This is a genomic window from Rhodococcus sp. UNC23MFCrub1.1 (assembly GCF_000686025.1).
Taxonomy (GTDB): Bacteria; Actinomycetota; Actinomycetes; order Mycobacteriales; family Mycobacteriaceae; genus Rhodococcoides.
In genome coordinates, this window is sequence record NZ_JMLQ01000014.1 from 1 (window position 1) to 26,631 (window position 26,631).

Annotated in this window: 34 protein-coding genes; 25 read left to right on the forward strand and 9 right to left on the reverse strand. The window is 65.5% G+C overall.

Features of this window, described 5'->3' with window-relative positions; genetic code table 11:
* The 5 genes from BR07_RS0121475 to BR07_RS25930 form a co-directional block, all read left to right on the forward strand.
* On the forward strand, positions 1 to 346 hold a 346-nt coding region (locus tag BR07_RS0121475; protein WP_027507164.1), incomplete at its 5' end, for an SDR family NAD(P)-dependent oxidoreductase.
* A gap of 937 nt (positions 347 to 1,283) precedes the next feature.
* On the forward strand, positions 1,284 to 2,888 hold the full coding sequence (locus BR07_RS26815) for an AMP-binding protein (RefSeq protein ID WP_081821475.1): 1,605 nt from the start codon (positions 1,284 to 1,286) through the stop codon (positions 2,886 to 2,888).
* On the forward strand, positions 2,885 to 3,796 hold the full coding sequence (locus tag BR07_RS26820; protein WP_197027866.1) for an SMP-30/gluconolactonase/LRE family protein: 912 nt from the start codon (positions 2,885 to 2,887) through the stop codon (positions 3,794 to 3,796). Before BR07_RS26815 ends, BR07_RS26820 begins: the two co-directional genes overlap by 4 nt.
* Before the next feature lie 474 nt (positions 3,797 to 4,270).
* Positions 4,271 to 5,632 (forward strand): MFS transporter, encoded by a 1,362-nt coding sequence (locus tag BR07_RS0121490; RefSeq protein WP_081821476.1) that lies wholly within the window; start codon positions 4,271 to 4,273, stop codon positions 5,630 to 5,632.
* A gap of 495 nt (positions 5,633 to 6,127) precedes the next feature.
* The gene (locus tag BR07_RS25930; RefSeq protein ID WP_231476476.1) at positions 6,128 to 6,967 is read left to right on the forward strand and encodes an SMODS domain-containing nucleotidyltransferase; all 840 of its coding nucleotides are present in this window, start codon (positions 6,128 to 6,130) and stop codon (positions 6,965 to 6,967) included.
* Between the two features lie 466 nt (positions 6,968 to 7,433).
* Here BR07_RS25930 and BR07_RS26430 read toward each other — a convergent pair whose 3' ends face one another.
* Positions 7,434 to 8,174: an ANTAR domain-containing protein gene (locus BR07_RS26430; RefSeq protein ID WP_051613690.1), complete on the reverse strand. Its 741-nt coding sequence runs from the start codon at positions 8,172 to 8,174 to the stop codon at positions 7,434 to 7,436.
* 312 nt (positions 8,175 to 8,486) lie between these two features.
* Between BR07_RS26430 and BR07_RS0121510 the strand changes: the two genes are divergently transcribed.
* The 5 genes from BR07_RS0121510 (at position 8,487) to BR07_RS0121530 (ending at position 12,601) form a co-directional block, all read left to right on the forward strand.
* Positions 8,487 to 9,149: a hypothetical protein gene (locus tag BR07_RS0121510; RefSeq protein ID WP_027507167.1), complete on the forward strand. Its 663-nt coding sequence runs from the start codon at positions 8,487 to 8,489 to the stop codon at positions 9,147 to 9,149.
* Between the two features lie 565 nt (positions 9,150 to 9,714).
* Positions 9,715 to 10,791 carry a GGDEF domain-containing protein gene (locus tag BR07_RS25940; protein WP_155957149.1) on the forward strand — a complete coding sequence of 359 codons (1,077 nt, stop codon included), beginning with the start codon at positions 9,715 to 9,717 and terminating at the stop codon, positions 10,789 to 10,791.
* An 89-nt stretch (positions 10,792 to 10,880) separates the two neighbouring features.
* Positions 10,881 to 11,048, forward strand: a complete 168-nt coding sequence (locus BR07_RS0121520) for a hypothetical protein (RefSeq protein ID WP_155957150.1) — start codon at positions 10,881 to 10,883, stop codon at positions 11,046 to 11,048.
* 69 nt (positions 11,049 to 11,117) lie between these two features.
* A complete protein-coding gene (locus tag BR07_RS26435; RefSeq protein ID WP_155957151.1) occupies positions 11,118 to 11,483 on the forward strand; it encodes a hypothetical protein in 366 nt (121 codons plus the stop codon).
* 128 nt (positions 11,484 to 11,611) lie between these two features.
* The gene (locus BR07_RS0121530; protein ID WP_027507169.1) at positions 11,612 to 12,601 is read left to right on the forward strand and encodes a hypothetical protein; all 990 of its coding nucleotides are present in this window, start codon (positions 11,612 to 11,614) and stop codon (positions 12,599 to 12,601) included.
* Between the two features lie 145 nt (positions 12,602 to 12,746).
* Here the strand turns inward: BR07_RS0121530 and BR07_RS0121535 are convergent, their stop codons facing one another.
* Positions 12,747 to 13,118 carry a histone-like nucleoid-structuring protein Lsr2 gene (locus BR07_RS0121535; RefSeq protein ID WP_027507170.1) on the reverse strand — a complete coding sequence of 124 codons (372 nt, stop codon included), beginning with the start codon at positions 13,116 to 13,118 and terminating at the stop codon, positions 12,747 to 12,749.
* Positions 13,119 to 13,487: 369 nt separating this feature from the next.
* Here BR07_RS0121535 and BR07_RS0121540 point away from each other — a divergent pair, with 369 nt between their 5' ends.
* The gene (locus BR07_RS0121540; protein WP_081821485.1) at positions 13,488 to 14,042 is read left to right on the forward strand and encodes a recombinase family protein; all 555 of its coding nucleotides are present in this window, start codon (positions 13,488 to 13,490) and stop codon (positions 14,040 to 14,042) included.
* A 38-nt stretch (positions 14,043 to 14,080) separates the two neighbouring features.
* On the opposite strand, the gene BR07_RS0121545 is transcribed toward BR07_RS0121540, so the two are convergent.
* On the reverse strand, positions 14,081 to 15,154 hold the full coding sequence (locus BR07_RS0121545; protein ID WP_155957152.1) for a hypothetical protein: 1,074 nt from the start codon (positions 15,152 to 15,154) through the stop codon (positions 14,081 to 14,083).
* Between the two features lie 495 nt (positions 15,155 to 15,649).
* On the opposite strand from BR07_RS0121545, the gene BR07_RS0121550 reads away from it, so the two are divergent.
* From BR07_RS0121550 to BR07_RS25950, 6 genes are all read left to right on the forward strand, one after another.
* A complete protein-coding gene (locus BR07_RS0121550; RefSeq protein WP_027507173.1) occupies positions 15,650 to 16,141 on the forward strand; it encodes a hypothetical protein in 492 nt (163 codons plus the stop codon).
* Positions 16,142 to 16,192: 51 nt separating this feature from the next.
* Positions 16,193 to 16,519, forward strand: a complete 327-nt coding sequence (locus tag BR07_RS0121555; RefSeq protein ID WP_027507174.1) for a hypothetical protein — start codon at positions 16,193 to 16,195, stop codon at positions 16,517 to 16,519.
* Positions 16,516 to 16,689, forward strand: a complete 174-nt coding sequence (locus BR07_RS27165) for a hypothetical protein (protein ID WP_155957153.1) — start codon at positions 16,516 to 16,518, stop codon at positions 16,687 to 16,689. The genes BR07_RS0121555 and BR07_RS27165 overlap by 4 nt, the downstream gene beginning before the upstream one ends.
* Before the next feature lie 471 nt (positions 16,690 to 17,160).
* The gene (locus tag BR07_RS0121565; RefSeq protein WP_037187298.1) at positions 17,161 to 17,457 is read left to right on the forward strand and encodes a hypothetical protein; all 297 of its coding nucleotides are present in this window, start codon (positions 17,161 to 17,163) and stop codon (positions 17,455 to 17,457) included.
* 32 nt (positions 17,458 to 17,489) lie between these two features.
* On the forward strand, positions 17,490 to 17,744 hold the full coding sequence (locus BR07_RS0121570; RefSeq protein WP_155957154.1) for a hypothetical protein: 255 nt from the start codon (positions 17,490 to 17,492) through the stop codon (positions 17,742 to 17,744).
* Positions 17,745 to 17,881: 137 nt separating this feature from the next.
* Positions 17,882 to 19,552 (forward strand): ParB/RepB/Spo0J family partition protein, encoded by a 1,671-nt coding sequence (locus tag BR07_RS25950; protein ID WP_051613693.1) that lies wholly within the window; start codon positions 17,882 to 17,884, stop codon positions 19,550 to 19,552.
* A 242-nt stretch (positions 19,553 to 19,794) separates the two neighbouring features.
* On the opposite strand, the gene BR07_RS0121580 is transcribed toward BR07_RS25950, so the two are convergent.
* Positions 19,795 to 20,169 carry a histone-like nucleoid-structuring protein Lsr2 gene (locus BR07_RS0121580; protein ID WP_027507177.1) on the reverse strand — a complete coding sequence of 125 codons (375 nt, stop codon included), beginning with the start codon at positions 20,167 to 20,169 and terminating at the stop codon, positions 19,795 to 19,797.
* 153 nt (positions 20,170 to 20,322) lie between these two features.
* On the opposite strand from BR07_RS0121580, the gene BR07_RS27170 reads away from it, so the two are divergent.
* Together BR07_RS27170 and BR07_RS0121590 are read left to right on the forward strand one after the other, a co-directional pair.
* A complete protein-coding gene (locus BR07_RS27170) occupies positions 20,323 to 20,517 on the forward strand; it encodes a hypothetical protein (protein ID WP_155957155.1) in 195 nt (64 codons plus the stop codon).
* Between the two features lie 175 nt (positions 20,518 to 20,692).
* Positions 20,693 to 21,010 carry a hypothetical protein gene (locus BR07_RS0121590; RefSeq protein ID WP_027507179.1) on the forward strand — a complete coding sequence of 106 codons (318 nt, stop codon included), beginning with the start codon at positions 20,693 to 20,695 and terminating at the stop codon, positions 21,008 to 21,010.
* Positions 21,011 to 21,024: 14 nt separating this feature from the next.
* Here BR07_RS0121590 and BR07_RS0121595 read toward each other — a convergent pair whose 3' ends face one another.
* The gene (locus BR07_RS0121595; protein ID WP_027507180.1) at positions 21,025 to 22,131 is read right to left on the reverse strand and encodes a hypothetical protein; all 1,107 of its coding nucleotides are present in this window, start codon (positions 22,129 to 22,131) and stop codon (positions 21,025 to 21,027) included.
* Positions 22,132 to 22,674: 543 nt separating this feature from the next.
* Here BR07_RS0121595 and BR07_RS27175 point away from each other — a divergent pair.
* Both BR07_RS27175 and BR07_RS0121605 read left to right on the forward strand, forming a co-directional pair.
* A complete protein-coding gene (locus BR07_RS27175) occupies positions 22,675 to 22,815 on the forward strand; it encodes a hypothetical protein (RefSeq protein WP_155957156.1) in 141 nt (46 codons plus the stop codon).
* A 38-nt stretch (positions 22,816 to 22,853) separates the two neighbouring features.
* Positions 22,854 to 23,810, forward strand: coding sequence for a DUF4192 family protein (locus tag BR07_RS0121605; protein ID WP_027507181.1), 957 nt, complete (start codon positions 22,854 to 22,856; stop codon positions 23,808 to 23,810).
* Between the two features lie 152 nt (positions 23,811 to 23,962).
* On the opposite strand, the gene BR07_RS0121610 is transcribed toward BR07_RS0121605, so the two are convergent.
* Positions 23,963 to 24,142, reverse strand: a complete 180-nt coding sequence (locus BR07_RS0121610; protein ID WP_155957157.1) for a hypothetical protein — start codon at positions 24,140 to 24,142, stop codon at positions 23,963 to 23,965.
* 228 nt (positions 24,143 to 24,370) lie between these two features.
* On the opposite strand from BR07_RS0121610, the gene nrdH reads away from it, so the two are divergent.
* The 4 genes from nrdH to BR07_RS27185 are packed head-to-tail and all read left to right on the forward strand — an operon-like array spanning position 24,371 to position 25,909.
* Entirely contained in the window at positions 24,371 to 24,613 is a 243-nt protein-coding gene (gene nrdH, locus BR07_RS0121615; protein WP_027507183.1) for a glutaredoxin-like protein NrdH, read from the forward strand.
* A gap of 41 nt (positions 24,614 to 24,654) precedes the next feature.
* The gene (locus BR07_RS27180; protein ID WP_155957158.1) at positions 24,655 to 24,804 is read left to right on the forward strand and encodes a hypothetical protein; all 150 of its coding nucleotides are present in this window, start codon (positions 24,655 to 24,657) and stop codon (positions 24,802 to 24,804) included.
* Positions 24,805 to 24,821: 17 nt separating this feature from the next.
* Positions 24,822 to 25,418 carry a DnaB-like helicase N-terminal domain-containing protein gene (locus BR07_RS25955; protein ID WP_081821479.1) on the forward strand — a complete coding sequence of 199 codons (597 nt, stop codon included), beginning with the start codon at positions 24,822 to 24,824 and terminating at the stop codon, positions 25,416 to 25,418.
* On the forward strand, positions 25,415 to 25,909 hold the full coding sequence (locus BR07_RS27185; protein ID WP_155957159.1) for a hypothetical protein: 495 nt from the start codon (positions 25,415 to 25,417) through the stop codon (positions 25,907 to 25,909). The genes BR07_RS25955 and BR07_RS27185 overlap by 4 nt, the downstream gene beginning before the upstream one ends.
* Positions 25,910 to 25,923: 14 nt before the next feature.
* Here BR07_RS27185 and BR07_RS0121635 read toward each other — a convergent pair whose 3' ends face one another.
* The 3 genes from BR07_RS0121635 to BR07_RS25960 are packed head-to-tail and all read right to left on the reverse strand — an operon-like array spanning position 25,924 to position 26,613.
* Positions 25,924 to 26,223 (reverse strand): hypothetical protein, encoded by a 300-nt coding sequence (locus tag BR07_RS0121635; protein ID WP_027507185.1) that lies wholly within the window; start codon positions 26,221 to 26,223, stop codon positions 25,924 to 25,926.
* A gap of 16 nt (positions 26,224 to 26,239) precedes the next feature.
* A complete protein-coding gene (locus BR07_RS0121640) occupies positions 26,240 to 26,431 on the reverse strand; it encodes a hypothetical protein (RefSeq protein WP_027507186.1) in 192 nt (63 codons plus the stop codon).
* Positions 26,428 to 26,613: a hypothetical protein gene (locus BR07_RS25960; RefSeq protein ID WP_027507187.1), complete on the reverse strand. Its 186-nt coding sequence runs from the start codon at positions 26,611 to 26,613 to the stop codon at positions 26,428 to 26,430. The genes BR07_RS0121640 and BR07_RS25960 overlap by 4 nt, the downstream gene beginning before the upstream one ends.
* Between the last annotated feature and the right edge of the window lie 18 nt (positions 26,614 to 26,631).

Consider the following 26,631-nt stretch of genomic DNA (forward strand, 5'->3'; position numbering starts at 1 on the left):
CGTCATCATCAACACCGCGTCGGTGGCCGCGTTCGAAGGCCAGATCGGTCAGATCGCCTACTCCGCCTCCAAGGGCGGCGTGCACGGCATGACCGTCCCCGCGGCGCGCGACCTCGCCCAGGTGGGCATCCGCGTCAACACCATCGCCCCCGGCATCGTCGACACCCCGATGCTCGCCGGCGTCACCCCGGAGTACCGCGCCGGCCTCGAGGCAGGCGTCCCGTTCCCGTCCCGACTCGCTCAGCCCACCGAGTACGCGCAGCTCGCACAGATGATCGTCGAGCACGACTACCTCAACGGCGAGACCATCCGCATGGACGGCGCACTCCGGATGGCACCGCGGTAACTGCTCGGCACCCTCGATTCTCGGCCGCCTCCGCTGACAGGGCGGGAAAGCATCGAGGCCCGGCCGGGCAAGTACGCTCCACGCGACGACCGAACTCATTTAGGTCTCTATACGCAGAGGCGAGTCGACGACCCGCCATGCGATGGCTGCAATGTGTCATCGTGACCCTCTGACTCGCGAAACAACGAACATCTTGTTGAGAATTGTCGCATGACGGGTAGTTGCCAAAATGACGTCAAAGGCATGCGAGGCACGACTGCGCCAGCGCGGTAAGAATGTCATGTGCGTCCTGAGACTATTTTCGGCGGCGCCGAAGCCCCCTTCCCGCCAGCGTCGACGAAGCGACATCCACTCGGATTCATTCGCCGTATGTGCCAGACGCCGCGAGCAACAACTCCCGCGTGTCCAATTCAAGCGGATGAACGCTGCGGTCAGCTTTCTGACGCATTGGGATTTACTTCGATGGGCACGAATGCAAAGGCTACGCATCAGCGTCAGGATTCTGCTGTTGTCGGCAAGAGTTCCCTGAGGGCAATTCGTTTATCGAAATATGGAGACCACCCGTCTCGATTTCCGCCAAATTGCCTCCTGCCTCGGCATCGACCGAAAGACCAATTTCCACTTTGAGATAAAGATGCGAACATTCATACCCAGTGCCCGCACTGCCCGCTCGCGAATGCGGGATCACGGAAGCTGCGACCGCCTCGGCAGGTGACTGCCACTGCCCGCTCGGCCGCATGTGCCCCCGGATCAAAACCTCACCGGTCAGTCCACTAGATGTCCGGAATCTCGCCATGTGTACATGTGCCGAGACCGCCATGACCTGGCTGTTCGCGAACTCGGCCAGGGATCTTGTTGACTTCAGTTGTTCGTTGGGTCACAGTTGAGGCGCTAGGCGTAAGCATTGGATCCCACGCGTACCACTGAATGAGGTGTCATGCAGTTCGCAACCAAGGACCTGACAATCGGACACGTTCTTGAGTCTCAAGCCGCATCTTTCGGTTGCAAACCATTCCTGATTTTCGACGATTGCCGCTACAGCTACGCAGAAGTCGATCGGGAGACCAACAAGATTGCTCATGGCCTGATCAATCTCGGTATCGAACACGGCGATCATACGGCCATCATGTTGGGCAATTGCCCCGAAATACTGTTATCTATATTTGCCCTCGGCAAAATTGGGTCAGTGTCCGTGCCATTGAACACATCGGTGCGAGGAAAAGGGCTCGCGTACAATCTAACTCATTCGGACGCAACCACGCTGATCGTTGACGCGAGCCTCTTACCGCACGTCACAGCTATCATTCACCTCACACCAGCTCTCCAACGAATCGTGACCGTGGGGAGGCTTGACGCGAGCGATGACTTACCGAGTGGCATCACGGTGATTGAGATCAACGATCTGATCACCGACAATATGGACCCGCCCGCATGTACGGTCGAGTTCAAGGATTGCGCATTCTTGATGTTCACGTCAGGTACGACTGGCCCCCCCAAAGCAGTGGTCTACACACATGCATACGCCCTTACTTGGGCCGGCGGATTTGCCGATTCGTACGGCTACCAGTCGACCGACATCATGTACGTTTCTATGCCTCTGTTCCACAGTAACGGACTTCACGCAGCCACTTATGCAGGCATGCTCGTGGGTGCCACAGTGGCAGTAGCGGCACGATTTTCTGCGTCAAACTTCTGGCGGGATGTCAAGATGTACGAAGCGACGCTCACCAATCTGTTGGGTTCGATGGGCGACATCCTGTGGAATCTGGAACCATCAGATTTTGAAACGGACAACTCGCTTCGGCAAATTCTGGCCGCGCCAATACCCGACCGGGGACGCCAAATGGAACAACGGTGGGGAGTCGAACTTGTTTCATGTTTTGGTCTCACGGATTACGGTGTCTCCAATTTTTCCTCCGTAAACGATCCACCCGAGAAATACGGTTCATGCGGTAAGGTGTCGGCGAATTTCGAAGTCAAGGTTGTCGACGACGACGACTTCGAGCTGCCGGCGGGCCAACTGGGCGAGATCGTGATGCGGTCGCGAAACCCGTGGCACACCGCCTCGGGATATTATAAAATGCCATCGGAAACGCTTAATAGCGTCCGCAATCAATGGTTTCACAGTGGAGACCTCGGAGTCGTAGACGTAGATGGGTTCCTCTATTTCAAAGACCGCAAAAAAGATGCGATTCGACGTCGCGGCGAGAATATCTCGGCGTTCGAGGTCGAACAGGTATTGATGGACCACGAATCAATTGCAGAAGCGTGCGTGTACGCGGTCGATATCAGTGGAGATCAGGAGGTGGGTGCGTCACTCATCATCAAACCAGGGCGGGATTTGGAGCCGGCCGCGCTTGTCTCGTGGTGTGAAGGACGCATGTCCTATTTCATGGTGCCGCGGTTTGTCGAGTTGCGCGACGAGATGCCTCGAACTGCGAGCGGGAAACTTCAAAAACATTGGCTCAGAAGCCACGCCCAGAACAACCTGGACTCGCTGTGGGATCGAGTGAAGGAAGGGGTCGAGGTGAATCGACGGTGACTACATTGGATAAGATTGCGGGCGGGTTTGGTCTGCTTGAGGGACCGGTATGGGATTCAGAAATCGGAATTCTGTTCGCCGACGCACAGAACGGCGGTGTGTACGCACTGAACGAAGAGGGCACCACTTGCGTAGTTGCGCACCGTCGTGGCATCGGGGGCATGGTTCGTCATAGTTCCGGTGGGCTCATTGTTTCCGGACGAAACGTCGCTCTCAAGGCTCAAGAACCTGGGTCGACGGTAGTGTTGCTGGACAACGACTACGCCACGAGTGGGTTGGTCGGTTTCAGCGACATGTGCGCAGATCCGGCCGGTCGATTGCTGGCGGGGATGCTAGGTTCGCGTCCCACGGAATCGAAACACTTGTCAGAACACGGAAGCTTGTGGCTTATAGAGCTGGATGGGTCGGCCCGTTGCATCATTGAGGCGCCTAAGGTTCTGCACACGAATGGTCTGGCGTTTTCACCCGACAATCAGGTGCTCTACTACGCCGATTCTGCAAAACGTTCCGTGTTTGCTTACGATTACGACACGGACCTCGGACAGGTGGGCCACCCGCGGTTGTTCACCGAGATGCCCGAGGGTATACCGGATGGTCTGGCGGTGGCATCTGACGGTTCGGTGTGGATCGCCAATGCTTTCGCCGGCCGGGTTGCAGTAGTAGATAGTGCTGGTCACCACCAGCATTCCATTGACGTGCCGGAATCTATCGTGACCAATGTGTGCTTCGGTGGTTCTCGGATGGACGAGGTATACATCACGACGGGATCATTGAACCCGTCTGAACGCATTGGCAGCGTATACAGAATGACAAGTACCGTACCGGGGTTGGTTCCTTTCCAAGCACAGTGCTCAATTCGGCCTGAGCAGATGCCCCCAAGCGTCACGCCGCCGGTGGTACAACAGTGACAATCCCAGCTCTTCGTATTGCCCGTGAGGTGGACGGATGCAGCAAAATGCATCGCAAGAAAGCGGAATCTCGACCGACCGGAAGATCGTTGTCGGTCGATGTGCTTTCTGAAAGCACTCCTCTCATGAGCAGGACCGTTCCGCATGTGTCGCCGAAGCGCGCACCTCGAAGTGACGGACCGACTCGAATGAAGCCGGAGCAGTCTTTCACGCTCAGCTACAGAATCGAGTGCTGGTGGCAGGGCGTGAGGGTTGGCCGTCCGCTGGTCACGGCGGACACGCCGACGATGTCGCGAACACGGATTCAGCGCATGTGGCAGTCGAGGCCGAGGGCGACGGTGTCCGTCGGGGTGAGGCCACCTTTGGCGCCGAGTCCGTCATAGTTCGCTGTAGAGAAAACACAACACAGCCGGTTACATCATCCTCCTCGCTGATCGGGACGGTGGACAGCGCGGTCTCCCCTTTGATTCGGCTTTGCCGACCTACGTCAAGGACATCATGAACAATACTCGTACAGACGGCGTCAAGCGCACCGGAGAAAATCCTGTGGCAACTTCAGTTACTGCAAATCGCCGTAGAACGCTGGTGTCCAGTGCAATGGGGACAACCATCGAATGGTACGACTTTCTGCTCTACGGGTTTCTGGCCCCGATTGTCTTCAATGAGTTGTTTTTTCCGGATTTTGACCCGGTGGTCGGCACCATTATAGTTTTTTCCACGCTGGCCGTCGGGTACGGTGCCCGCCCCCTCGGGGGTCTTGTTTTCGGGCATTTCGGAGACAAAATAGGCCGCAAGAAGATTTTTATGGTCACCCTGGTTTTGATGGGTGTTTCGACCGTTGGCATTGGTTTGCTGCCCACCTATGATTCGATTGGCATCTGGGCGCCTATCCTGCTTGTGGCGCTTCGATTCTGTCAGGGAATTGGTGTCGGAGGTGAGACCGGTGCAGGAACGTTGCTGACGCTTGAAACCGCCCCGGATAACCGACGCGGATTGTACGGGTCAATGGTGATGGCCACAGCCAATGTCGGAGTTGTTTTGGCCGTGGGATCGGTTGCTCTGATCAGCTTGCTGCCCCGAGAGGATCTACTCGCTTGGGGATGGCGTGTCCCGTTCCTCGGAAGTATTGTCTTGGTGGCGATCGGCGCGTACATTCGACGCAACATCACCGAATCCCCCGCATTCGAACGAAAGAGGACCGAGGTCAAGGTCCCAGCAGTCGAGGTTTTGAAGACGGCCTGGAGGCCGACTCTGGCCGGCATTGCGTTGGCAATGATTGCATCAACCTTGTACCATCTCGTGGCGACCTATGCGCTTTCAATCGGTCCGCGAAATTACGAGCTGTCTGTCACGGGCCTGACCGTTGCGACAATGATCGCCAGTCTAGTCGCACTAGTGACCATCCCGTTGAGCGGGCGCTTGTCCGATTCCATCGGCCGTAAGCGCAATTACTACGTCGCGATTCCACTCGCCATGGTGGTGGTCACGGTTTATTTCCGATACCTTCTGCCGTCGGGTAACATTTACTTGGTTGGTCTTGGCATGGTGGTTGCGATTGGTGTGGCGCAGGCACTCATGTACGGTGTCGAGGGTGCTTTGATCGCCGAAAATTATTCAACCAATGTCCGTTTCTCGGGTTTTTCTATTGCCAAACAATTCGGCACACTGCTCGGAGCTGGGCTATCGCCCCTCATAGCTTCAAGCTTGGCTGCTGCGTTTGGCGGAAACACATGGGCTTACGTCATCTTCTTCGGAGTAGAGGCTGTTGTCGCCATGGTCGCGTTGGTGCTTCTCAAAGAGACGTATCGTGCGCCGCTTCGATCTGTCCGCCAATGACGTAAGCGGCCGGCGACCCGGTGGAAGGTGCCACGTTTGGGAAGCCGCCGTTCCTTCTGCGTCTGTGGTGCTGGCGCCGTCGCTGATATCGACTGCTCAAATTGCTGCGCAGTCTTCCTCACCACTTTGAGTTCGAATCCGCGAATCGGGCAAGTGCTTCAGGCCCTGAGGCTACGTTGGCGGGCGTGCGCGCGCGGCGCCGGGCAGTTTCGTTGATCGATGCCGTCACCTCGTCCTCGACTGGGTGGCGTCTCGAACGTGGTGGTGTGGTCACGCCCCGGTGTAGACATTGGGTCGATCACATTCTGTCGCAGTCGGTTTCGCACGACCTCGGGGATGCTGGGACGTCCCTGGGTCGCGCGAGCCCGCTGTTGTCAGCCGTTGATGCCGGGTTGTCCGTTACCGCCCCGGGATCCGCGACGCCGCAGCCCCGTCAACCTCGGCCAGGTGAAGCTCGACTCGCTTGAGGCTCGCGTGGATACGGTCTAGAAAGCGTTGAAGGCAGACAAGCAGATCGGGCACCTGGTCCTCGGCAAGACACCCCAGGGCTCCTGGGCGCACAAGACCATCATCAACCCGCTGGGCAGCAACGAGTTCGACGCGGACTTCATGCTCGACATGAGCGAGAACACGGACTGGTCCGACGACCCCAAGAAGTACATCGAGGAGGTCTACGCGGCTCTGCACCGCCACAGCACCTACCGCAACATGCCGCACTCACGCAAGTGCCGTTGCGTCCGACTCGTCTACGCGAACTCCATGCACCTCGACATCGTGCCGCACCTCAACCTCGCCGATGGTCGCGAAGTCATCGTCAACCGCGACGACAACGACTGGGAGTCGACCGACCCCCAGGGGTTTACGGACTGGATGAAGAGCAAGGACGCGCTTGCGAAGGGCAACCTCCGCAAAGTCATCCGACTGATGAAGTACCTGCGCGACCACAAGAACTCCTTCACCGGCACGCGGTCCATTCTCCTGACGACACTGCTCGGCGAGCAGGTCACCGAACTGCGCACGATGCTCGACCCCGGCTACTACAGCGACGTCCCTACGACCCTCCTGCACCTCGCGAAGGACCTCGACGGCTGGCTCCAGGCACGCCCGACCAAGCCCTCCATTCCAGACCCGTCCGGATCCGGTGTTACCTTCGACCATCGGTGGGAGCAGTCCACCTACAGCTACTTCCGTGACCGCATTCATGTTCACACTGGAAAAGTTCACACCTCTAGGCGAGCGACACCGTCTGCTTTGTCACGACCTCGAACCAACCCAACCGAACATCAGGACGTTGTGGTGGGCCGCCGGACGAGTCTCGCAGCGACACGCCGCTAGCCGTGATGGCCAGGGAAGTTGTGCGCACAGGCTTCGCTGCGTCCAAACCTGATCGGACCCTGCTGCGAAAGTCGCGGCCCGCAGCCCGTTCACCCACCACGTACGCCTCGATGGTGACATCCCCGCCCGCGTCCCGGTACGGAAAGGTTTCCGGGATGTACCCGCAGCCCGGGAGAGGGGTGACGGCCAAGGCGTAGTCATAAGCGGCCTCGGGAGTGCCGTCGGCGATGAAGTCGGCGGGCTCGGACGTGACCGTCACGGGGATCGACTCGTCGAGTCCGAGGCGCAGCATCATCTCGTGTGCGGCCGCCTGCCACAACGACAGATAGTCGGTCGCATCGACTGGTCGTGTCGGCGGCACGGTCGTTGATGAGGCGCGTCCTGCCGTCACACCGATGACCGTCGACCTACTGTGGTGGGTCCCGCAGTTCGATCCGTATGCCCCGTCGGGCGTGTCCGGGCACCATCACCTCGTCTGATCGGTGGTGCGGGTTCCGACGACGTCGGCGGCGACGGTGACGAGTCGGCGGTTGTCTTCCTGGGAGATGCGGGCGAGGAGCTCGAACGCTGCTGCGGCGTCGACGTCGTAGCGTTCCATGAGTATTCCTTTGGCTTGGCCGATGAGGTCGCGGCTGGCCAGGGCGGTGCGCATCGAGGTGTCCTCCCCGAGCGCGAGCGCGGCGAGGGCGACGTGGGTGGCGATGGCGGCGCCGGTGGCCGCGGCGTCGTCGTCGAAGGTGTCGGCGGTGTCGGCGTAGGCGGTGAGCACACCGACCGATCGTTCCCCGACGAAGAGGGGCAGCGTCATCATCGCCGTGACACCGGCGCGGGCGGCGGTGTCGGTGAGGGCGCCGTGGGCGGGGTCGGTGAGGTCGGTGACGGTGACGTCGCGGACCGTTCGCGGTATCGGGTGCAGTCCGAGCTCGAGCTGGACGCGGGCCAGGTCCGCCGCGACGGTGTCGGTGGCGTGGCGCAGGTCGCCCTCGCTGGTGCCGCGGTGCTCGACCGGGACGACGATGACCGAGGCGTGGTCGACCCCGGGCACGAGGGCGACGGTCTGAGCGGCGGCGGCGGCGGCGACGGCGGAGAACGACCGTGTTCCGCTCTCGTCCACTCCGCGTAGTGCGCGGGCCATGTCGGCGATGCGGGTGATCAGTCGGTCCGGGTGCGGCGCGCCCGTGTCGCCGCCGTGATCGTCGGTGATCAAGGTGGTGGTGTCCTCGTGGGGTACGGGGCCAGACGGCCCGGCATCGGAAGAACCGATCCCGGAGCGTGGGCTCCACCCGCGGAATCGGTCACTCAGCGTACCGGGTCCCGCGCGTGTTCCTCCGGGTCGCCTCATGGGGATCGAGGGTGCTCGGCAGGTTTGGCGGCCGGGTGGTGGTGGCACAGACAGAGCGGTGCCCCGCTGCACCCCGACCGGTGCCCGTCGTTGAAACCGCCAGCGTCAGGCATCGGCCCGGAGGAACATTCTCGCGAGTTCGGCCGTGTCACGCGGACGGCAAAGGAACGGGGTTCGGTGTCCGATCAGGCGGCCGAGGGCGGCGGTGAGCACGACGACCGGTCGATGGTGGCGGAGTGGGTGAGTGTCTGCGCTGGCGTGGTCGGCGCCGCCGGGGGCGCGGTGATCGTGGGCGCGATCGCCGGTGCGGAGCAGGCCCATCGGGTCGTGTACGTCACCGACGCGGTCGCCGACCGCGTCGCCGATCTGTTCTACATCCACGGTTGGCACCTCGAGTCCGGCGACCCGGACGCGCCGGTGTCGATCGTTGCGGTCGGCGATCCCTCACACTGCCGTCGGTGGCCGCTCCTGACGTCCGACCTCGAGGCGATGGGTGTGCATTCGGTGGACGTGGCCCCGATGGCCCCCGGTGGGTCCTCGGTGGGAGTGCTGGTGCTGTATCGAACCGTCGCGCCCTCTCGGCGACACACCGAGACGGCCGGGTTGATCGGCCCGTCGGCCACCCTGATCGGGCATCTCGTGCTCGGACTCGATCCGGTCGGTGTGGGCGGGGCCGGAGGGTCCGACCTGCGCAGCGTGGCGGTCGGGGTGCTGATGGCGCGAGACGACATCGACGCGCGGTCGGCGTCGGCGCGGTTGCGCGCCGCCGCGTACGCGCGCGGCACGTCGACTCTGACCGAGGCGTGTCGGATCGTCGACTCGACCACCCCGAACGCCTGACACCACTGCGTCCCGTATCGAATAGTCCCCCGTGTCGATAGGCGACATCACGGGCCGGGGGAACGCACCGTGACGGTGGTCGCCGGGTGTCCAGCGAGGGACACGGTCCACCCGACGGCGGCGCCGACGAGATCGACCGAAATTCATTCCACCACAGAGTAATGCAAGTTTATTCGAGCCCTACAGATCGGCGTGGGCCAGGATCGGGACGGGTGGGCATCGGTTCGCGCTGTGACCGACCATGTCACACCCGATCGACGACAGGATGCGTGTGGCTCACGCGCATCGATGAGCTGGGGACGTTCCGTCCCCCGGATCAGCCGTTGTGCGAACCGTACCCGAGTTCGCCGCGCCCGAGCCGATGCAGTGCGGACACGACAAGACACGTCGGGGCGAATCGGGTGCACAGGTGAGTTCCCACGGGTCACGAGCGATCCTCGCGGTGGTCGGCACCGAAATGATCTCGGCTGCACTCACGCACGCTTGTCTGCGTGTCGCGCACCTCTCGCTGAGACTTGTGGTCGACGGGATGACATGTGCAACATCGGACTGGGAGGGAGTGCGCGTGGTCGGACATGTGACCGGGGTCGGTGGTGCTGCTCTGGTCGCCGGCCGGTTCGACATGCGGTCGTGGGCGTTGATATGTGCGGCGTCGGGCGCGGTCCCGGCTCTGGTGATCGCGCTGCTCGTGCCGTCGCTGGTACGGCCGAACTGGCTGTGGGTGTTGGCGGTGGTCACCGTGTCCAGCGCGGTCGCGGTGGTGGTGACGGTGCGGGTGGGCGTGCTGAACGACCGGCAGTTCATGGTGTTGGGGTCCGGGGGGATGGTGGGCATGGCGGTGTCGGCGTTCGCCATCGCCGACCCGGCCGCGACGACGGCGGTCGGCGCGATGCTCGGGGTGGTCCCGGCGATCGCCGCGTCGGGGCCCTCACGGGCGATCACGGCGTCGTTGACGGCGGCGGCGCTCGTGTTGGCTGTGGTGGTGTGCGTCGACGGTACCGACGGTGCGGTCCGGCTCGTGGCGGTGGGTGCGGCGATCACCGTGGTGCTGGTGCCGACGGTGCTGATGGCTTCGCTACGGTCCTCTGTCGCGGCGGCGAGCACACGCCTCGAGGCGCAGGCGGTCACGGACCCGTTGACGGGGTTACTGAACCGCCGTGGTCTGACCGCGGGGACGACGGCCCTGTTGGATGCGGCCTGCACGTCCGGGACCTCGGTGACGGGGTGTCTGGTCGACATCGATCACTTCAAGTCCGTCAACGACCAGTTCGGTCACACGGTCGGTGACCGGGTGCTCGTCGGCGTCGCGCAGACCCTGCGCGCCGCGGCCGCACCGGCCGCCCTGGTGGCGCGGTTGGGTGGGGAGGAGTTCCTGGTCCTCGGGCTCGTTCCGGCCATGGCGGGTGTGGAGAGCACGATCCTGCGGGTGCTGCGGGAGTCGGGTGGTGTGACCGTCAGCATCGGAGTGGCACGCTGCACCGTCGTCGCTAGTGCGGACGGCGGATCCGATGTCGGTGCGGCGCTGGACACGATCACCGCCGCCGCCGACCGGGCGCTGTATGCGGCGAAGTCGTACGGCCGCGACCAGGCCGCCTACGCCACCGCGGCGCCGGTGTCCTGGTTCGCGACCGACGGTTCCTGACCCTCACCCGGACCCCGCCGCGCCGTCTGCCAGGGAGTGGCCTGCTCCAGTTGCCGATCGTGTCGGACCCCGGCGGCACGATGAGGTCCATGCGCATTCGCACCCTCGCCGGACCGCCCCTGCCGCACGAGCTCGTCATCGACACCGTGCGCGCGATCCTGCTGTCGCACAGCATCCCCGAGGGTTTGGATGAGGCGCCCCCTCGTCGCCATGTCTGCGGACCGACGGTCCAGCCGACACAGAACCGACGAGGCTGATCCGAACCGCCGGTCCCGTCCCCAGTGTGATCCGCTGTGTTCGCGAGAGAGCGGCGTACGGTGACCGTCATGGCGACACCCGTTGACCAGAACCGCGACTCGACGACACCCGGCGTGTCCAGTGCTGCGGTCGACGACGCGGTGCGGGTGTTGCACGACCGCCTCGATGTCATGCTGGATCGGTTGACCGATTCGGTGATGGGGGCTCCCACACCGGGTTCGGCGTCCTGGCGGACCCGGTACGGTACCCCCGGCGCGCTCACTACCGCTGTGCGGGCACAGGACCGCACCGCGGTGCGGGCGATGATCGCAGCCCGCGCCGGGGTCGTCGACCCCGCTGCGCCCGCCCCGGTGCGCCACCGGCCCACCTCGGGGGCGGTGTCACCGCGCCGGCGGCGGCCGCGACCGGATCCGGCGCAACTGTCGATGTTCTGACTTCGCCACGCCGTCTCCTCGGTGGTGCTGCGATCACGGTTGCACGCGATGGTGTCGACCTGGTTCGTTGTGAATGCGCCCCGACGGTGGGTCGAGGGTGTCGGGGCGTGGCGCTAGCGTCGACGGTCATGGTCGAGGGGGCGGGTGTGCCGGTCGGGTACCGGTACGAGTGGGCACTGTTCGCCGACTGGTGCGCCGCCGCCGATGCGAGCGCCCTGCCGGCATCAGCGTTGACGCTGGCGCAGTTCTTGGCCGAGAACCCAGCCGGGGATGCTGCCCGACGCCGACTGGTGGCGGTCGTCAATCACGTCCACACCGCGGCCGGGCACCCGGCGCCGGGGACGGTGACGGCGATCCGTCTGCAACTCGACCGGGCCCGCACCGCCCGGGCGACGGTGCTACGCAGCCGGGTCGCACCGATTATCAGTGCGTTGCCGGTGGTGGGGTGGCCGACCGGGATGTTCGGGCGCCGCGACGCCGTCATCCTCGCCCTCCACGGGGCAGGGTTGCGTGCGGTCGACATCGCCCGCCTCGACCGGCGGGACATCACCGTGGCCGGAGAAGGTGTGCGGATCGGTGGTCGCCACCAGCTGCACCTGCATCTGCATCCCGACACCGACGGCGGCGGTGGTGGGGTGGTGATCGAGTACGCGGCGGTGTGGCGGCGGTGGGAGCAGGTGCTGCGGGTGGTGCAGGAGCACCCGTCGACGCGGGTGCTCGAACAGCACCTACGGACAGGCGTCTTCCCCGATAACAGCGACTACCGCGGTGGGTCGGGTCCGGTGGTGGTGCCGATCAACCGGTGGGGCGCGGTCCCGCTCCCGCTGGTGTCGATGGCACCGGCGGCGATCGCATCGGTGGTGACCAGCCACCTGGCGGGGACGCCGGCACGACACCGACGCATACCCGAACGGCCCGCACCGTCGAGGTCGGCGGCGGAGCCGCCCGCACTGTTCGGCGATCCCGCCGCGGTGCTGTCCGACACGTACGCGGCGGGTGTCGCGGCCCGGGCGGCGGCGCACACCGCCCTCGCCGACGTGGGGGACGTTCTCGACGAGGTGGAGGACCGCGCCGAGAAACTGCTGCGCCGCACCCTCGAGCTGCTCGACGAGCTCTGACCGGCATTCCTGCCGGTACGTCGGTTAGGCGATGTCCCCGGGGAGAGCGCCCGTGCGCGAAGGCGCACGCCCAACGTCGGGGCGACACACCGGTGACAGCGCAGCTTGCAATGCTGCATGGGCACCCGGTGGGTGAGACGCCGGTTCAGTGGGCGTTGTCGAACGCCTCGATGACGTGCTCGGGGATGCGGCCACGGCCGCTGAGCTCGTACCCGTTGCTGTTCGCCCACTCGCGGATTGCCTTGGTCTGCTCCCGGTCCCGCTTCGCCGGCGCGGCAGCGGATCCGGTGGTGGACGCGCCACTCGCCTTCGTCGTGCGGCGCTTGCGGCCGCCGATGCGTTCGGCGTGGCTGATGTAGTAGTCGAGCTTGCGGTGGAACTCGGTCGCATTCTTCGATTTCAGGTCGATGGCGTAGGCAACGCCGTTGACGGAGAACTCGATCGATTCCCCGGAACCGTCGTCGATTGCGGTGCCGTCGATGTCATCGGTCAACTGGGTGATCAACTGCTTCGCCACGGCGCATTCCTCGCTGTCGGTACTGATCGCTGCCTTTACGATCCTGCCACAACGATTCATTGTCAAAACCGCACTACATGTTAGGTTTCTAGATAAGCATCCGCGACATCACCGACCGCGTCGCGGACGTCAGAGCGCTCGCAGACGCAGATATGAGACGCGGAGCGCGAAAGGTCCGCCGGGTTGGCAGTAGGGCAAGGGTAGACCTCGCGTGACTATTCGAGCTGACATAAAAGAACGTTTCTGTCGCAGGTCCGCGGCCGAGATCGGCCTGCGGACCCACCAGCCACGACGGTGTGCCAGAAACGTGAGCTAAACCGATCGTGTCAGAACTGGCCGTGTCGGTGAGTTGTGGCAGTCTTCGGCCCTGTGGGACACAAATACGGCTACGCCAGGGTCTCGACCACCGAACAGACTCCCGCCTTGCAGAGCGACGCTCTGACAGCGTTCGGGTGCGAACGACTCTTCGTCGACACCGTCAGCGGATCCACCACCACCCGGCCGGCCCTTAACGAACTCCTCGCCACACTCCTGCCCGGCGACACCCTCTGCGTGTGGCGGTTAGACCGACTCGGCCGCAACCTCCCACATCTGATCGAGCTCGTCGACGGACTCAAAGCCAGGGGAGTGGCCTTCGCCTCCGTCACCGAACAGATCGACACCAGCACCGCCAACGGCGAACTCATCTTCCACATCTTCGGCGCCCTCGCCGCCTTCGAACGTCAACTCCTCCGAGAACGCACCAACGCCGGCCTCGCCGCCGCCCGCGAACGCGGCAAGGTCGGCGGCCGACCACCAGCTCTCACACCTTCCAAGAAACGCGAAGCCACCCGAATGCGCAACCAGGGCAGCACCGTCGGTGACATCGCCGACGTGCTCGGCGTCAGCAAACGCACCCTCTACCGTCATTTCTCGGCCCGCTGAACAACCCACAAAAGGCCGGGCCGAATGAGCTGGCAGAACTACCGTTGCCAGTCGGCTCGGCGGTCATCCATGACGCGGCCAGCCTGCCAGCGTCGGCTCGTACTGGGGTGAATGAGCATGTTCGACCGCTTCATCAGTTCGACGGTGTCGTAACCGGGGAACTTCGAGCCCCCATCGGCCGGCTCAATGGCTTTCCATTGCCGACCGTGTTGAACGATCAGCGTCGGCATTGCCTGGCGTTCGTCCCAGCAGGTCGTCATCGCATTGGTCAGTTGTTCGAGGAAGCGCGCTACAGAATCGCACAACCCGTTAAGCACTGCTGGCGAAGACGACATCACGTACGCGTCCAGCATGGAGCTGCGTCGACCCTGCCCGCCACCGAAGGCGAGAGACTGCAACTCGCTCCACTTCGGATGACGATGAAACAAGGTGGCGAACTGCCGATCCGACGTCGACACGGTCACGCTTGTCCCGCCAGCACGGTGGGCCATGCCGTTGCGGGTGTCGCGCATCCACGGTAACCAGTCTTCAGGGCCGAACGGTTCCCAGTCGAGGACCGTTGCGAGTAGGGCCTCCTGAACCTCTCGACCGGGTGACCCAACCGGCTCGAACATGTTCTTTTCAGAAGAACTCAAGATCTGCCGGGAGTTTTTTTCTAACGAGGTCCAGTCCAACCCCACCGCGTCACGCACCACTATACCGCCGACGATGTAGATCGCTACAGCGGCGCGATCTAATGCTTGACCGAGATGAAAAAAGCAGGAATGAGCTGACTCTCTGATTGTCATAGCCCGTTGCCTGCCGACTGCATCAAGTGGGAAGTAGGACTCGCCTTTTGTCTTCAACGCAAAGTGCTCGGCGGTTACTTTTTCTGAGTGCGTTGTGGCCGCCAGCGACGCGGAAAGTATTGACTCTCTAACGCCCATCACTAGCTGAATCAGGTAGTCCGATAACAGAGTGAGCGTTTTCCAGTCACTGAACCCGGACCACCAGTTGAATCCACCAGCATCAACGTCGAGTTCCTCGACCAACCGCTCCGTGAAACCGGTCAACACCCGCACAGCCGGTTCGACTCTTCTCTCATACAGCGCGGCATCGGGCGGTAAGGGCATCGTAAACATGATACCCGCAGGTCACCGCCCAAAGAGGCTGACGGTCACACACAGCTCTCAAACGCTCTACCGAGGACCACGGAAACATGGTTGTGCTCCGTCGCTTTCGCACAATCGCTTCCCAGCCGAACAGGTGGGAGGTGGCAACCGAGTGGGAGTGGTCGGCGGTTCTCCGTCGTAGGCCAGGCCGTGGTCGGCCGGGGCGGTAGGCCACCTTGCGGGCGTCCTCTGATCGCAACTGCGCTGCGCTCCGTCCTGTCAAGAGCGTTGTTCTTTCGATACATCTGGCTACTCCGATGCTGCGGCACTCGCGGCCTCGACCACCAACACCCGACCTCCGCTTGCGCTCCGGCCCCTGCGGGGTCCGAAAACTTCTCAAAGCCCTACGGTGAGAACTTTCCGGCTCGGATGCTGGTGCCGGCCGCTCGCACCGCCTCCTCTGCGCCACGCCAGATGACGACGAAAGAACGACTAGGGGAGAAGTGGTTCACCGGTATGAACGCACAGCAGGCCATCGAGGACTACATCGCCGACGTGCAGCGCACGTCGACCCGAGAACGACGACAGCGAGCACGAGGTGCGCCTGATGGGGCCACCCGGGCCGACGACTGGCGCGTGTGGGCGATCTCCCTCGGAGCCACCATCGCCGACATCGCCGACGCAGAACGGGCCGATCACCCCGCAGACCGGCCGGACGAGGCGATCCGCACGGTGACCGTGCAGTACGGCGCACACCGCCGTTTCGAGGCAATGGCCCACGCGGACTACCGCCCGCTCGAGACGGACCGGTGGGAGTCGGCGGCCGAGGCGAACCTCATGGGCGCCGAAGCGCTCGGGGCCACTGCCGAGGACCTCGCCATCGCCCGCAGCAGCAGATGGCGTGAGGCGGACTTCGACGACTCCGAACCGTGCCGACCCTGTGGCTGCAAGCCCTACGACTGCGACGGCTACACCGACGCCGAGTTCGACGCCGACGCCTGGACCTGACGGGGCCCGTCCTACCGCCTGAGCGCCCCACCACCGGAAGGAACACACCGAATGCCTGCACAAGCGTGGGTGACCCTGATCGTCGGCGTCCTCGCCGTCGTCGGGGTCGCCCTGACTGTCCGCCAACGCACCATCGCCGACAAACGCACCCAAGCGTGGCAACGCATCACCTGGTGCCTCGACCACACTGTCGGGGACGATCCGGACGAGGCCGAACTCGGCTGGGACATCTACACCACCGTCACCGATTCCCCGCTCATCACCAGCACTGAGAAAGGTGTGCTCAAGGTCGTGGCCGACCGATCCGCACGCGACCTGGCGCGCACGACGGAAACCGAGCACACTGAGAGCCAGAACGAGCAGGAGGACCCGCGATGACGACCACCGAACCCCGCAAGGCCTGGACACCCGACGAACGAAGCCGTGTCGCCGCCGCCGCCGCTCGCGCGTCGATCGCCATGCGCGAACGCGACGGAGATGAGGTTCCGCAGTGGCTCCGCGACGTCGCCGCCGGCAAACCCATCTCCAAGGCCGACGCCCACAGCTGACCCGACAGGACCGACGAGGCCCGTACCCCCACCGAGGGGGTGCGGGCCTTCCTCGTGTCCGGGGCCAGGCTCGGCAGTGCGCCGACGTCGGGTGTCGCCGGCCGATCGGTTCGGCGGCCGGCGGTGCTGGCGCGTTGGCCGGCCGCGGGCCGGGCGTAGCCCACCCTGCGGGCGTGCCCTGATCGGAACTCCGCTGCGCTCCGTCCTGTGAAAAAGCGTCGTTCTTCGACACATCTGGCTCTCTTCGATCCTGCGGCACTCCCTCCCTCACCGCCAACACCCGACCTCCGCTGCGCTCCGGCCCCTGCGGGGTCCGAAAACTTCTCAGAACGCCTCCGGCTGAGAACTTTTCGGATCGGATGCTGGCATCGGTCACTCGCACCGCCTGATCTGCGCTACGCCAGATGACGGCGAAAGAACGCGGGGAGGGCCACCAGGTCCGCACCGCCCGAGTTGGCAGGGGCCACCACCATGAGCAGCACCGATACCTACTGGACCACCTACGACAACGCGCTCGACGACGCTGCCGGAGCGACCACCACCACCGAACTGATCGCCGCACTCAACCGGCACTTCGCTCCGTCCTCCGGGGTGGCGTTCTTCCCCAACGGAGCCGACCGCGACCTCCTCGGAACACTCACCGACGCCGGACATTTCACGCTCGTCTGGATGCGCGCCGACTACTACTTCGCCATGCGCGACAGCGCAGGTGACGGGTTCACCTTCATCGAAGGCGACCTCGTCCACGGCGTCGAACGCCCACTTTGATCACCCCCACACCCACCGAGGAGCACGCAGCCATGACCAGCAGTTTCCAGACCGCCACCACGGGCGCAGTGGGGGAGGCGGTGCTGACCATCCGCGCCCACGCACTGCGCCAGATCACTGCCTACACCGCCAAGGCGGTTACGGCAGCAGCGAACCCCGAAGCGTCCACCGAAGCCGCGCACCGCGAACGCGCCGCCTACTGGGCGTGCACCGCCCGCGAAGCCGGAGCCACCGAGGCTCAGATCGACGCCGCCGGAGCAGCCGGAACGGCGCAGGGCACCGCATGAACACCGACACGGTTCGGAGCCGGGGACCACCGACCCGGGGAGCGACCACCCGACCAACACCACCAGAACAGAAAAACACCGGACAGCTGTTACCTGCCCGGTGTCTCACCGAAACCATATCAGGGAGAGACGCCATCATGACCGCAACCATCGACAACCCCACCGCGACAAACGAACCCACCACCACCGCCGCCCCCGGCGTGCTGGGAACGGAGTTCGCGATGGTGGACCCGACCACCCTCGACGTCGCCGCCAACGTCCGCGACAGCGTCGACCTCGACGCGGCACCGGAGTTCGTCGCCTCGATCCGCGAGCACGGAGTCCTGCACCCCATCCTCACCGTCCGCCGCGACGACGGCACCCTCGCCGTCATCGACGGCCAACGCCGCACCCTCGCCGCGATCGCCACCGACACCCCCGTCGTCCCGGTGCTCATCCGCACCCAGGACGGCGACCAAATTGCCGCCGACACCACCCGCATCGTGGAGCAGATCGTCTCCAACGACCAGCGCACGGGCCTCACCGACGGCCAGCGCGCCGCCGGAGTCGCCCAGTTGCTCGACCTCGGTGTCTCCGTCAAGGAGGTCGCGCAAGCCCTGTCGGTCACTCAGAAGGCCGCGAAGGTCGCCGGACGCGTCGGCGGCTCCGACGCCGCGAGGGCGGCGATCGACGCCGGGCAACTCGATCTCGAGCAGGCGTCGGTCATCGCCTCGTTCGAGAAGATGGGCGACGACAACGCCGTCGCGCAGCTGCTCGACGCCGCCGAGCACCGCCCGTACAACTTCGGGCACGTGGCGCGGCGGTTGACCGAGGACCGCAAGAACGCCCGCGACCGGGCCACAGCGCTGGTGCCGTTCGGCGAGCCCGGTCACCCGGTGCTGACCGTCGACCCCGAGTCGGGGGACGAGCGGTGGTACTACGCCGGGGAGATCCGCACCGCCGAGGGGGAGCCGGTCGACCCGGCCGAGCACCCCGAGCGGTGGTCGGTGTGGGCCGACCGCGTCGAGGCATGGATCGACGTCGAGACCGGCGAGCAGGTGAAGGAGGACAGCGTCGACTGGGACGCAGAAGGCCCCGACGACGCACCCGCAGAGGGCAAGCGCCACCCGAAGACGGTGTCGGAGGGGTGGGTGTGGGAGCCGTCGTACTGGATCAGCGCCGACGACGCGCAGCAGCATGGCTACCAGGTGCCGCAGGCAACCCCCGTGGCCCACGGAAGCGCCGTCGCCGCCGGTGCGGCCGGGGTGGACCCCGACGACGCGGCACGCCACGCCGTCGACGCCGCCGAGGCCGATCGGGCCGAACGGCGTCGGGTGAAGGCGCTCAACGCCGCAGGTCTCGCCGAGACCACGCTGCGCCGCGAGCACATCAAGGCGCTCCTGGCGCGCAAGACCGCGCCGAAGGGCAGCGCCGGATGGGTCGCCGCGACCCTCGCCGCGTCGCCCGATCTGCTCACTGAAGGCAAAGCCGGGGAGGTGCTGCGGGAGGTGGTGTCCGGTGCCGACCCCATCACCGGAATCGCGGACCTTATCGACAAGGCCACCGACGCCCGCGCCCAGGTGCTCACCCTCGCGCTCGTGCTCGCCGCGCTGGAGGCCCGCATGGCCGGAGCGGACAAGTCGTGGTGGAGGGCCAGCCCGCAGACCCGCTGGACCCGCGACGGCCTCCCCCGAGGAGCCGCCCGGTACCTGGCGTTCCTGACCGAGCACGGCTACACCACCGGCCCGGTCGAGAAGGTCGTCACCGGCGAGCACACCGCCGAGGACGCCTACACCGAGATCACCGTCACCAGCAGCGGCGGCAAGTGACCCGGTGACCGGTGCGGGTGCCCCCACACCACGGGGCACCCGCATCGTCCCCAGTGGGTGGGGAACGCCCGACCCCCGACCCGGGGGAGGCCAGGGACCGGACGGCTGCGAATCGAAGCGTCCGGTCACGACCGTCCCCGGCCGGGCGAGGGGGAGCTCCCCCTCGCGCTCCCCCCGAGGAGCGCGCCAGCCCCATGCAGTGCGGCACGCGCGGGCGGAGCAAGTCGGTGGGGCGGAGCGAGTCAGTGGGCGGCGTCGAACGCCTCAACGACCGCGGTCGGGATCCGGCCCCGATCGCTCACCTCGTACCCGTTGCCGTTCGCCCACTCGCGAATCGCCCGCGTCTGCTCAGGATCCCGCTTCGCCGATTTCCCCGTGGCGGCCTTGGCGGCGGCGCGGACAGCGGAGGTATGCCCACCGCGTTTACGGCCACCGACCTTCGCCGCGTGTTCGATGTAGTAGCCGAGCGTCTTCCGGAACTTCTCCGCGTTCTTGGCCTTCAGGTCGATCGCGTAGTCGACGCCGTCGACGGAGAACTCGATCGACTCCCCGGTGCCGTCGGCGATGACGGAGCCGTCGATGTCATCGGTCAGCTCGACGATCAGATTCTTGGCCACAGTGCGATGTACCCGTCCTACTCGGTTCAACGGTCGACAAATGCCCGCTCACCGTCCCACAACCACGCGTACCGGCCCCGCGACCCGGTCGGTGTGTCGGCACACCCGGTCGCCGGCGGGAACCGCCCGACCGCCGGCTGCATCCAACTCGTCATGGACCACGACGAACGCGCCGCCCTCGTCCTCGACGGGCACGACCCCGACGACCTGGAACTTCTGGCAGCGCACGCGCACGTCACCGACATCCTCCGAGCGCACCGCCACCTCACCACCGAACCCGGACCGCTCCGCGACTGGTACCGCACCACCGCCCTCACCAGGCTCCCCGGAACACCCGACCCGGACTAGAACACATGTTCGATAGTTGCTAATCTCGGACCTGCGGGGCCGAGTGGTTGGCGAACGGACCGAAACCGGACGTCACGGGAAGCACCCGGCTCCGCAACACCACCCGGGAACAGCGGAGACGGAGCGCCCATGACGAACCCAACGGCGTCCACCCGCACCGGGGAATGACCAGGTCGTGTTCGAGGACTGGCCCGTCACGTTCACCCCCGCACCCCGACGGATCTACGACCCACCGATACCGGTTGTCATCGACCTCGGCCGCGCGTTCGCCCGCACCTCGCGGCCCGCCCACCGCGGACTCGCACTGCGCGTCAAAGCCGAAGGACTCCACCTCACCGGCACCGCCCGCGGACTACTGCGGGCGTGGGTGCGCACCACCTCCGGCGACTGGATCGGACTGTGCGAGGTCGAACTGCACAGCGGAAACGGCCACGGCACCCTCCGCACCCACCAGTGGTGCCCGTCCGGGGCCATCACGCCGCAGCGGAGATAGCCGAGCAGACGACGTCAGCGCCGCGTCGACGTGTCGGGCGATTGGGCGAATGCAGCCAGGGTCCGAAGGTTCCCGTTCAACGACTCCACCAACTCATTGATTGCGGCGCCCATCACGCGGGTTTGTTCACTGAGCGAATCCAGATGACGTGTTGCGAATTCGTTCCCCACCGCATTGGCAAACAGCTCGACGGTGTCCTCGTCCAGCTCCAACACGCGCCTGGCAGTTCGCGCATGCTCCAGTTCGGTATCGAGCGCCCTGAGATCACGTCGGTAACGACGAAGAGCGGTCACACGGGCGATAACAGTGTCGAGCACACTCTCCAGAGGTGTCGCCGCCGCGGTGTAAGCCTCCGAGGCAGTCACCGCCCCTGCGGTCGACCCGCGTGGTTTGTCGCCCAATTTGGTGAACGCACGGTAGAGGCCTGCGATGTGATCGAGAATCCTCTGTTCTTCGACTTTCGGATTGAACTGATTGTGATGAGCTGCAAGTAAGAGGGGGTCGCGCCAGGAGTCGGAAGCCCGGATGTCTCGTGTTAGCTGATGGGTCTCGGCGGCGAGGCGCTTGAGTACGTCCAACGGGTCGTTCCTGCTACGGGGCGTCTTCGTCTCAGAGGTCAGTACGGGCTCGAACTTGTGTCCCCACCTGCCGTGCGACGGGTTGGGGATGGACACCTCGACGATGGCTTCGCGCAGTTCGAGACTTTCGTCGCGAGTAAAGGTCCGTTCCTTCAGCTCGGCGCGCGCCTTCTTCTTATTAGGCATTGCCTCAACAATCGCGGCGATAAGCAAGACAACCCATATACCACCGCACAGAACAGCGCCGGTGACCGCACCCGCATCGCTGTTCTCCGAGGCTACTCCCACCAGGTATCCGACAACCATGCCCACGAATGGCGGAACAACAATCGCGGTTAAGAGTAAGTCGTCATCCTGTTTCGCGGGTAGCTCATTCGACGGGTCAGCCGGCAGCGGCTCCTGTTGTCTGTCCAACTTGGCGACGACAGTCGGCTTCAGCAAGCTCGGGTTTCGGTACCTCAAGGTCCAGCCGCTGTTGTAATCCGCCGAGTAGCTTCCTTCGACGACGTTCGCGCCGTACACATTCAATGTTTCGTACTCCATCGTTGCCAGCTCACCTGTCGGCGAGCGTGGATGAACTGTAGTCGGCGGATCGCCCAGTGCAGGCAGGGTCCACGCGAGATGGGCAGGAGCTACCGCGACTCGCGGGACGTGGTCGATTCCCGTCGCTCCCGCACAATCGCCATCCGCCCGCACCAGTGGAAGGTGGCAGCTCGGGGGGAGTGGGCGGCGGTTCCTGGTCGCAGGCCGGCCGTGGTCGGCCGGGCGGTGGGCCACCCTGCGGGCGTCCGCCTAGTGGAGCTCCGCTGCGCTCCGCACCGTCGAAGGGCTTCGTTCTTTCGGCACATCTGGCTACTCCGATGCTGCGTCACCCGTGCCCGTCTTACCCACACCCGACCTCCGCTGCGCTGCGGCCCCTGCGGGGTCCGAAAACTTCTCAGAACGCCTCCGGCTGAGAACTTTTCGTCTCTGGTGCAGGACGCCGTTCCCGTGCGCCGCCTCCTCTTCGCCACGCCAGATGACGGCGAAAGAACGTGGTGAGGGCAAGGACCCGAGCCACACAAGTTCCGAAGGGAAGCACCAGTCATGCGCGCACAGCACCCGTCCACCGCAGACGAGATCGACCACCTGGTCCATCGACGCGGCGCACCGAAGATCCGCCGCACCGTCAAACGAGCCAGCGCCCGCTACGACCGCCGCAGCGCACGCCGCGCACTCCGATCCTGACCGTCCCCCAGCCACACCACTCGAAAGGTTCCACTCCCATGACGCAACCCCGCATCACCCTCACCGGCGCAGCCCAGGTCATTGCCGCAATCCCCGCAGCCCTGCGGCACGTCCCCACCGAGTCCATCGTCGTGCTCGCGTTCACCGGCAAGATTCTCACCTTCGCCGCCAGGTTCGACCGCGTCGAGGTCGTCACCCAGGCGCACAAGATGACCGACGTATTGCGTCGCCACGGCGTCGAGTCGGTCGTCGTCGTCACCATCGCAGAGCGCCCCGGCAAGAAAGCGGCCGCCGTCGAGAACCTGGTCATCGCCGGAATCCTCGCCACCGCCGTCGACGTGATCGGCACCTATTGGGTCCCCACCCTCGCCGGACCGGCCGCCGCCCAGGACCTCGACACCCTCGCCGTGTTCGACGTCGACCCCATCGTCTCCGAACTCGCCGCCACCACCGCCCTCGCCGGAACGGTCATCGAAGCCAATCGCACCGCGATCGGGAACCGCTACGCCCACACCATGCAGGTCCACCCGGCCGAGCACGCCGACCCCGCGCAGGTGCTCGAGGAGCTGGCCGCCGTCGTCTACGCCGACGAGCTGCCCGACAGTGGCCTCATCGCCCGCACGGCCGCCGTCATCAGCAGCCTGCCCGTCCGCGACGCGATGTTCCGACTCCCGCTTTACGGCAGCACGTCCGCGCACACCGTCATGGCCACCATCGCCCGCCACACCCGAGGAGAAGCCCGAGTCCAGGCCCTCAGCATCGCCGGGTGGCTCTGCCACCGCGCCGGAGACGGAGCGGCGGCCAACATCGCCTACGACGCGGCAGAAGCCGAAGCGAACAGCGCAGGCATACACGCCCCCCACATGCTCCGACTGCTCCGGCAGGCACTCGACGCCGCCATGAGCCCCTCCGAGATCCGGACCCTCGACGTCGACGCCGAGACCGTCCGTGCCACCACCGGGGCGCACCTCCCCGGGGCACCCGACCGGGAATGAGACACGGGGCCGGGCGGCTCCCGCAGCGAGCGGGGGACGCCCGGCCACCGGCGGGGGGTAGCCGGCGATCGGGCATCGAGCCCTCACGCCGACCCCGGACGCACCCACCACCGAGCGGACCTATCGTCACCAACCGGGGCCGGCCATCGCGATCACAGGTCGGGCATGTCCTCCGGCACCCACACCACATCCACAGCGCCGGGGTCTGCGGAACGGGGCAGGGTCTCCTCGACCGGCACCCCCGACACCATTGCCTCGACCGCGAGATCCGACGGTGCACTCCGATCCAACGCCCTCGCCACCAGTTCCGACTCCACACGCGAATACGTCATCCCGTAATCGTAGACTCTCGCCGCGAAAAACTCCGACAGCGCGAGGAAATCGCAATACAAAACCCGCCGAGACCAGACCGAATACAATTCACAAGTCGGTCATAACGGTTGCAGCGCAACGCGATAAGCACCGCATCGTTACGGAACGAATACCATCCAGCGGTGGATGAAAACCCACCAGTGAAATAGGATAGAACCACTCCACCGAATAGTCGAAAGGCGCGAGCCATGTCCGGAATCACCGTCTACACCAAGCCCAATTGCCAGCAGTGCCGGTCGACGTTCCGGGCACTGGACAAGGCCGGCCTCGACTACACCGCCGTCGACATCAGCGTCGACACCGAAGCCCGTGACTACGTCATGGCGCTCGGCTACCTCGCTGCACCCGTCGTCGTCGTCGACGCCGACACCCACTGGGGCGGATACCGGGACGACCGCCTCGCCGAGCTCGCCGCCGCGTCCGCCGCCTGACCGCACATCGCAACCCACCACCGACCGAAGGAGACCCCGTCATGGCGCACCTCGCGTTCGACTACCGGCCCGACCACGACTTCATCGCCGCACAGATCGAAGCGGACCTCGCCGCCGAGACCACCAGCGCCGTCGTCATCCCCGGCCCCTGGAACGTCCACCCGTCCGCCGACACCGGCGACACCCGGTAAGGGCAGGTCACACCGTCATGAGCGCACTGCGGGCAGTCCCCGAACCCGAACAGAACCCGGCAATCGTCGATGCGGTCCTCGATCTCGCACCCGACGCTGTCGAGGATCCCGCCGCCGACACCGGTGCTGGCCTCGACCCGCGGACCGACCCGGAATCGCTGACTCTCTGCGCGCTCCTGTGGAGCACCGACCCCGCCGCCGCCGTCCGCGTCACCGACGCCCTGGTGCCGGCCGACTTCGCGACCCCCGCCTACGCGGAACTGTTCACCGTCATCGCCGACCTCGTCACCAGCGGACAGCCCCACGACCCCGCCTCCGTCGCCGCTGTCCTGCACCGAGCCGGGGGAGGGCAGAAGGACGCACCGCTGCGCCGAGCATTGGCGGACGTCGTCACCGCCGACGCCCCCGCAGTCTCGGTGGCGCACTACGCCGACATAGTGCTCTCGCAGTCCTACCGGCGGTCCTTTCACATCACCGGGCAGCGACTCATCCAGGCCGCTGAACAAGGCCCCGAGGACGAACTGTTCGACTACATGGTCGAACTCGGCACCGCCCAGCGGGCAGCGTGGAGGCGGCTCAACACCTTCCGCAGCACCCCGGCGGAAACTCCGTGACGAACTACCGTCCCACTCCGCTACCTCCGGGATGGTTCGACCTCCCCGGCCAGGAGGGGTCCGCCGGTGGCACCCGCCCGCGCACTCCGTGCCAGCACGCTCCCGCCCGGTGGGACGTGGACCGCACCGACGTCGACGGACTCCGCGTCGCAGCACGGGAATGCCTGACAAGGTGCCCGGTGCTCGACGCCTGCCGTACCCGCGTGGAAGACCTGCGTGGCGGGTACCGCGGGCGACGAGCGGGGGTTCCGGAACTGGCGGGAATGGTGTGGGCCGGTGACATCTACGACCGCGACGGCGTCCGCGTCGACCTCACACCCGACACCCGCATTGGACCGATCACCCAACGCGACACCCGCCACGTCACCGCCGACGGCCACGTCTTCGACGGGCACACCGGCACCTGGGTCCCGACCCGGAGCCGGACCCACGCCGGCAACGGGCCGCACGATGCGGTGGTCACCACCGCATCCTCGAACCGGCCGCGGTAGAGCCGTCACAGGCGTCAGCGGTGCCGAACACCGCGCGAGGCGAACAGTCGCGCCGACAGCGGAGCGGCGAGTCCTCCGATGCAGAACCCGACGGTCAGGTGCGCACTCTCGTTCGCCCACGCGGCGACGAACACCAGTGCCAGCACCGCAGCCGCGGAGAGCCATCCGGCGGCGTGCACGATGCCCGGCCTGATGTCGCTCGGCTGCCTCAGATGCCGCCACGCGTTTGCCGCAGCCCAGTAGGCGACGGCGGTGAAGGCGGCCGCGAAAGCGATGGAGAGCACGATGGCGATCCCGTCGGTGGTTCTGGTCATGCCCTGTGGGGGCCGTTCACGTCTCTGCGGCGGCGACGGCGAACACCGACGCCAGCACCGCGCACACGATCGCCGCATCCAGGCGGTCCCGACTGGCATCACAGTCGCCGCGCGCTGCCCGGCGCAGCCACTGATCGACAACCAGCAGGATCGCCGCACCGACATACAACGCGGCCGACCCGGCGACGAGCGCGGCCCTCGCGGTCACGAACGAGCTGGCGCGAGATCCCCGGTGTCGGCGAACACCAACCGCCCCGAGTCCAGCGCGATCGCCCACCGACGAGCCTGCGCCCACGTCCGCCCCGTGCGCTCGGCCGGCAGAACACTGTCGCCGAAGTCCTCGACGATCCGCCCCCGCTCCGGATGCTCCGACACCGTCACTGTGACCACGTCATGGACGGACGGCTC